The sequence below is a fragment of the Atopobacter sp. AH10 genome, assembly GCF_003664595.1.
GTDB lineage: Bacteria > Bacillota > Bacilli > Lactobacillales > Aerococcaceae > Atopobacter.
Window position 1 is genome coordinate 1 of sequence record NZ_QXPZ01000061.1, and the last position, 405, is coordinate 405.

Consider the following 405-nt stretch of genomic DNA (forward strand, 5'->3'; position numbering starts at 1 on the left):
GGCACTTTGTCAAATTTTGTTGTTGGTAAATTTTTTAGAGAAAATCACTCTTCTTCGGGGGAGTGGTTTTTTATATTACAGATGATATTTATCCTACTTTGCCCTAAACAAGCTCATGCCTATTAAAGTGAGTCTGGGCATAGAGCGTTTATTGGATAAAGTAGAAGTGCGTGTGACCTTTACACAGCTACTGACAAGCGATTCATTTTTAAAAAGCATCTCTTCTTCAAGTGCTCGAAATTGCGAAAGCCGTAGGCGGTCTTCTTGATGGTTTTTATTTGATTATTCCACGCCTCTAAATGACCGTTGTTATAAGAGTAACTATAGGCGTTGAGAATGAATTCCTTATACTTATTAAATGTCTTTAAAGGCCTGTTAAAGTGTCTAAGAGCTCCTTCGAGTTTG

Annotated in this window: 1 protein-coding gene; it reads right to left on the bottom strand. The window is 37.0% G+C overall.

All coding sequences use genetic code 11. The features are described from left to right. Positions 1–179 precede the first annotated feature (179 nt). Positions 180–405 (bottom strand): transposase (locus tag D3H64_RS09795; protein WP_147429914.1); only part of this gene is annotated, 226 nt, incomplete at its 5' end.